General features: G+C 35.7%; 7 protein-coding genes. 1 reads left to right on the forward strand and 6 read right to left on the reverse strand.

Annotation, left to right across the window (positions count from 1 at the left end; genetic code table 11):
* Nucleotides 1–439: 439 nt before the first annotated feature.
* The 6 genes from ACM5QX_RS29185 to ACM5QX_RS29210 form a co-directional block, all read right to left on the reverse strand.
* Nucleotides 440–1,492, reverse strand: coding sequence for a hypothetical protein (locus ACM5QX_RS29185; RefSeq protein WP_414756703.1), 1,053 nt, complete (start codon nt 1,490–1,492; stop codon nt 440–442).
* Between the two features lie 319 nt (nt 1,493–1,811).
* Entirely contained in the window at nt 1,812–2,363 is a 552-nt protein-coding gene (locus ACM5QX_RS29190) for a hypothetical protein (RefSeq protein ID WP_414756704.1), read from the reverse strand.
* Complete coding sequence (locus ACM5QX_RS29195; protein WP_190709299.1) at nt 2,360–2,866, reverse strand: DUF4365 domain-containing protein; 507 nt, start codon at nt 2,864–2,866, stop codon at nt 2,360–2,362. Before ACM5QX_RS29195 ends, ACM5QX_RS29190 begins: the two co-directional genes overlap by 4 nt.
* An 11-nt stretch (nt 2,867–2,877) precedes the next feature.
* The gene (locus ACM5QX_RS29200; RefSeq protein ID WP_414756705.1) at nt 2,878–3,294 is read right to left on the reverse strand and encodes a hypothetical protein; all 417 of its coding nucleotides are present in this window, start codon (nt 3,292–3,294) and stop codon (nt 2,878–2,880) included.
* The gene (locus ACM5QX_RS29205) at nt 3,285–4,046 is read right to left on the reverse strand and encodes a ParA family protein (RefSeq protein WP_414756706.1); all 762 of its coding nucleotides are present in this window, start codon (nt 4,044–4,046) and stop codon (nt 3,285–3,287) included. Before ACM5QX_RS29205 ends, ACM5QX_RS29200 begins: the two co-directional genes overlap by 10 nt.
* Nucleotides 4,047–4,153: 107 nt before the next feature.
* A complete protein-coding gene (locus ACM5QX_RS29210; protein WP_414756707.1) occupies nt 4,154–4,621 on the reverse strand; it encodes a hypothetical protein in 468 nt (155 codons plus the stop codon).
* A gap of 349 nt (nt 4,622–4,970) precedes the next feature.
* Here ACM5QX_RS29210 and ACM5QX_RS29215 point away from each other — a divergent pair, with 349 nt between their 5' ends.
* Entirely contained in the window at nt 4,971–5,975 is a 1,005-nt protein-coding gene (locus ACM5QX_RS29215; RefSeq protein WP_414756708.1) for a RelA/SpoT domain-containing protein, read from the forward strand.
* Nucleotides 5,976–6,240 lie beyond the last annotated feature (265 nt).

The following is a 6,240-nucleotide window of genomic DNA, read 5'->3' on the forward strand; positions in this document are numbered from 1 at the left end:
CACTGATAAGACTGTACCAATTAAAGTCTCGGAAATTTAGGAGCTTCAAACCCTTGCTGTACTGTATTAAATTGTTGCACCAAATAATCTATGCTTCAATTGGCACAGCCAAAACAAGCTTTTTTGGCGATTTTCGGGTTAGAGAGCAATTTTATTTCTGTAATCCTTTTGTAGCAAAGCTTTCAGACATTACGTGGCGGTTCATAGCAGCTTCGCTACTTTCTCCCCGTTATGGGCAAGTTGGTTTTAAAACCTAGTTCTGCACCCATAATAAAAAATAAGCTCGTCTGTAACTTGAGTCTAGTAAGGATTTGAGAGCTTGACCATATTCCTTAACGTACATTTTTCCCGCTTTGGCACGATGACCCCGTGTAAGGCAAGGTATGATCGCACACAAGGGACAGGGTTACGCAAGTTATTAGCAGAGTTTTGATAAGTGCTATTTCAAAGAGGCAGCGCAAGGGATTACATATATATACTCAGATTCAGAAAAATTGTTTGTTGGTTTCAGAGATTTCCATTCTGACCAAGATATATCTGCTTTTTGTATGTATTGAATTTCTTCGGAAAAACTTTTTAAATTTAGTAATAAATTTTTAAAATCTTTAAGCATCTGTTTTGTATGAGTATATTGCTCTTGACATCTTTTTTCAATATTTTCACTATCTTCTTTTAATCTGAATCCACCAGAAATATATTCTGCTAAAGATGTAGGAAATATAATTGAACTCTCCCATTCTGAATCTCTTATTGAATCTAAAAACTCTTCTATTGCTTTTTCTTCAGCTTCTTCTTGATCCTCTTCATCTATATCATAATCAAGTAACAACATTTCTTGATAAATTTCCTTTGAACTGTATATACACTCCTTTAAAATTTTTTCTGCTGTCATTAATTCATTGACTTCTAAATAACAAATGCTTAAAGAAGTAGAAGATAAATAGAATAGGAAATATGCTTGATAAGCACTACAAAAAGTTTCATAACTGAATATTGCGCTCTGACTATTTTTCTCGGTTATATCCTTGAATATTGCCGTAGTTTTTTCAAAAATATAGACTATGTTAATAATTAACCGCTGCTTTAAACAATTATCAGATAACGATATTGCTTTAATTAGCTGCTTTAAAGCTCCTATTAGTTCACTTTTAAAGGTCAAATCTATCTTGTAATTTATATCTCCTAACTTAGATTGAATGTCTTTTAGCGAGTTTTCAATAACTAATAAGCGATTATCTAAATCATTTAATTTGTTTAGAATTAAAGCAAAACCTATTACACTTACTCCTAAATTTAAAATAGATGCAATACTTCCAATATTAGACAAATTCGACAATGATTGATTAATAAAAGAATTAGTTTCTCTTAAATAAACTACTATTTTCCCACTAGCATTTTCTCTAATAACACCACCAAACCGTTCATACTGGTTATTAGCTAAACCTTGTTGAACCCAATCAGGCATATCGAATTGTACATTGATGTTCTTCATATTAATATATCCAGAAGGGGCTAATTTTAAAGTGTTATCTTGTACAATTTGTTAAGCATAGGTACTAATGATTACAACTAGCACAATAAATACGATTACACTACCATTAATCAAAACTTACCAAGGCAAGTAAGTCATCGGCATTTCCGTCAATATTTATACGAAGATTTCATAAATAGCTTAAGTAAGCCAATGCTTCGCAATAAAGCTATGCCGCATTGCCTCTCAAAAACCTTACTGTTTCTTGCCTTTAGCAATCCTTAGTAAGAAATTAACTACCAGAGTTTCTTAATTTTGAGTTTATGTGCCGCACTCTTTTTTAAACTGCTGCTCGCTCAGTCAAAGTATTATATAAAACAAAGCTAGTAATTTTTTTCAGCACAAAATCGTCATTCTCCTTAATTAAATCCCCAGTACAAACGACTGGTAGCCTCTGCTGATAAGCAGTCCGAGCTTGATTATATTCAGATTCACTCAGAGAAAGGTAAATTTGACGAGGCTTGCCGACAACAAAGCCAATAATTGTGACATTACTTGGATGATTTCGTTCTGCTACTCTAATCACCATCCCCTGGATTTCGGTATTTGGGATTTTTGTGATCAAATCGCTTACAATGTCTAACTGAGAACGAACTTCAACTGTTTCTAGAATTGCCAGAATCTCAGCCATCCGTAGCGCATAAGACCTGATTCCAGGATTGAGAGGTAAAGTAATATCAAATTCTTCACCAGAATCAGTTGTTTTAATCCAAACTGATTCTTTATTGTCAACCTGACTTTCTTGATACCAACCTTTTGCTTGAAGATAAGATGTTAATATCTGAGGGTCTAAATTAGAGAGAATATCTGGGTCACGCACGGTAACTATCATATTGGTTCTCCTCTAGCAATTCGTTGCATTAGAGCTTGCAAAACTTCAACACTGAAAATATTTTGACGGGGTAAATAAACAGTGACAGTGCTTTGATTTTCAGTTGGTGGTTGACCGCGTATCGACACCCAGTAAGCACAACGCTTCAAGCAAAGCTCCGTCTCCGATTGTTGTAGCCAATCTTCTTGTAAATCAGGAACTAAGACAACGACTAACAACAGGGGGTCATCGTCGGGATTATCGTTTCTTAATTCATCATAATTTTTAATTTCCAGAGGAATTTTAACAAAGTCATTATCTAGTAATTTTTGGGAAGTACATTTGACTTGCAAATCAATCCGAGTTCGCCGTCTAGAACCAGGTGTCGCAATTCCTGTAATGGTTACATCAACCCCTACTAAATCTAATGGTCTGGGTGCTATTTGGAATGAATAACCGGCAGCAGACGCGACGGCATTGATGTAAGCATAGCTAAATTCCTCTTTCTGGGTAGTGATGTACATTCAAATAAAATTTATTCTTGATTCTTTATTCTAGATTCTAGATTCTTGAGGATATCGCGCAAACTCTCTTCGGAATCAATTTCTGACCATGAAACGGGCATAGCCCTAAATAACTCCAGTGCGGCCTGTACCCAAACCTCCTTGGGTATTTTTGCACCATGCTGTCGCTTACCTTTTTTGAGGAGATCATTTAACCAATCATTCAACTCAAGCGGCAAGCGCAAGTTTACCGCTTCCCGTTCTGATTTAATCAAGAATCTAGATTCTTGATTATTGTTTAAAGACTCTTGATTATTGTTTGTGGATTCTTGATTATTCTCCACTTCGGTTAGTGGTTGAGTTTCGACTTCAGTTTTGCTGAAAATACTTTGTGCTAAAGGATTACCACCCAATGCCGAACGCGACGATTTTCCTTTATTTACTGGCATTTATATACCTCATCCACTAATTGACTATACGCCAAAGCACCCGCACTATCTTTGTCGTAATCAAAAATAGATTGTCCGTGCGAAGGTGCTTCCCGAATTCGCACCGATTCAGGAATTACACTAGTGAACATCTTGTCGCCAAAATGATTCGTGAGTGCATCAAATACTTCTTTACTGAGATTGTTCCTGCGGTCGTACCGAGTCGCCAGCACACCTGCAATCTCGATGGGATGCTCTAGTTGTTCTCGCACTAAAGTTAAGGCACGTTCAATCCCCTGAACACCTAACAGTCCCAAGTAGCTCATGTCTACGGGAATTAGTACCGCATCGCTTGCCATCAGCGCGTTAATGGAAAAAACTCCAATGTTTGGGGGACAATCTATGAGAACGAAATCATATTTATCTAATATTGGTGCGATCGCTTTTCTAAGCAGTAGTTCTCTGCCTGGACGACCGGATATAGGTATTTCTTCTTCTGCCAGAAAAAGATTCGATGGCAGCACATCTACACCGCTATCGGTTGAGACTAACACTTGCTCTAGCGGTGTTTTGTGCTGCAAAACATCTTTTAACTGGAAATCAATCTGCCAGATGGGGATTCCTAACGCAGCACTGGCATTTCCTTGAGGGTCGATATCAACAATCAACACTCGTTGCTTTTTGAACTTAACTAAACCAACAGCCAAATTGTAGACGGTGGTCGATTTGGCGACCCCCCCTTTCATATTGAAAACAGCTAATTTTCTAGCCACGCTTGGTTTTGCCGTTTTTATACTTTGAATTCTTTATTATAGAATCTTGATTCTTGATTATTGATTATTTTTTATTTAATCTTGATTATTTTTATAATCTGCGATAGTTATTGGGGCAAAGCGTCTGATGTGGAAGTTACTGTTGAGTTGAAGAGCGTGATTGCTTGACGGATTATGTGGGGATCGTTTACTTGACGCAGTGAGGAACCTGCTTGCTCGAACTTATATCGAGTTTGAGCTGATGCGTCTGGATCTGGAGCTGCATAAACCACATATCGTACACCTGCGTCAATCAAGTTAGTTGTACAGTCCCCCATATATTCGCCTTGTCCTCCAGGAGTGCGTTTTCCACATGGCTCTACTGTTGTATATACGATATCGTCGGGAAGAACTGAGATAGCAGAGAGTTCGAGCTGACGCAGAAGTACATATTCTGAATGTTTGCCGTCGTTACAACTGATTCCAACAGCCACAATAAAACCTTGTCGTACCAAGCACGAACTCACCACTCCACCTGTGTCATCGGATTGATCCGCAATTCTGAATAAATGTTCAAATATCTCTTGCTCTGTCATAAGAACCGCTCTCGAATTGGGATGCTTCTTATCATTATTAATTGAGAAAGAGAAAGCCTACTTTTATAGATTCTATAATATAGAGTGTATATTCTAGAATCTATAGTTTAATGGCAATGTAATTTTTTTTGTTCACTGAAAAAAATCAAGTGAAGGCGGAACCCACCGAAACCAGTTGCGGAGGTCAGCATGAATAGACCTTTGTGTTGTCGTGCGCCGCTACTTTTGAGGCAAAGATTGGTGGCTACTCCGAAAAGCTATTTCATTCAAAACAAATAACTACTAGATTTACTTAGAAATAAATACCATGTACAATTCAAGACCTAATGACTTGTACGAAGAATATCTGATGTCAATAAAACTAAGCTACAGCAAAAAACAAGTAAGAAAAGCAGGCGAATGTTTAATAAACAAACACCAAAGTATGCCTACAGATGAAGCATTATTAATATTAAATAATTGGAGGCTTTGCCATGCTTATCCGTTAAACAGTGTGCAAAATTCATTAAGATATAGAGCTAAATTAATTGATGATAAAGCTGTGGTAACACAAAGATTAAAAAGAATTTCATCAATAAAGAACAAGCTAATCAGATTTGATTATATGAAGCTTGATACAATGCAAGATATAGGAGGGTGTAGAGTTATACTACCAAACAATAACAATGTTTACCAAGTAAAAGAGGAAATTATAAATACAAAAAGCATTAACATAATAAAAGAGGTAGATTATATATTAAACCCAAAAGTTACAGGTTATAGAGGAATACATTTAATATCTCAATATTGTGGAAAAAATCTAGATTTTAAAGACCTAAAAATAGAAATACAAATAAGAAATAAAATGCAGCATTATTGGGCTACAGCAGTTGAAATCATAGATACCTTTACAGGACAACATTTAAAATCAGGAGAAGAAGAAAATGAGTGGCATGAATTTTTTAAATTAGTTGGGTTAAGCATGGGGAAAATAGAAAACGAAATAGAAATAGAAAATAGTGATAAAGAAAAAATTAAACAGCTAAATGAAAAGTTAGAAGTAACAGGAAAATTACTACATTATAGAAATTTAATAAATTGGACAGAGAATATAGGAAAAGTAAAAGGTATATTTTTACTGATTCTTAACCCCAAAATAAATGAAATAAAGATAGTACATTTTAGAAATAGTGAATTAGTAGAGGCTACAGAGGAGTATGCTAGGTTGGAAAAGGAAACACAAAATGAAAACATCGATATAGTTTTAATAAAAACAGATTCAATAGAAGAAATAAAAAAAGGTTATCCAAACTACTTCGCAGATTCAGAAAACTTTATAGAAATACTTTTCAGTATTTTGGATATGAAAGAATAAGAACAACAGTAAAACTTAGTCAACCACAACTTTTGAACGAGAGACTGCGGGTTTTGGAGCTATGGGGGGTAAATGAGCAACGGTACAGATAGTTACGCTAAGGCTGTAACTCTTACTGGATAAGCATTCTGAAAATCGATATTTTTCACAATTCTCGATGTACCAATTAACCTATAGATTATTTGGTGCAACAATTTAATACGGCACAGCAAGGGTTTGAAGCTCCTAAATTTCAGAGACTTCAATTGGTACAGTCTTATCTGTA

This window comes from Anabaena sp. CCY 9910 (assembly GCF_963920875.1).
GTDB lineage: Bacteria > Cyanobacteriota > Cyanobacteriia > Cyanobacteriales > Nostocaceae > Trichormus > Trichormus variabilis.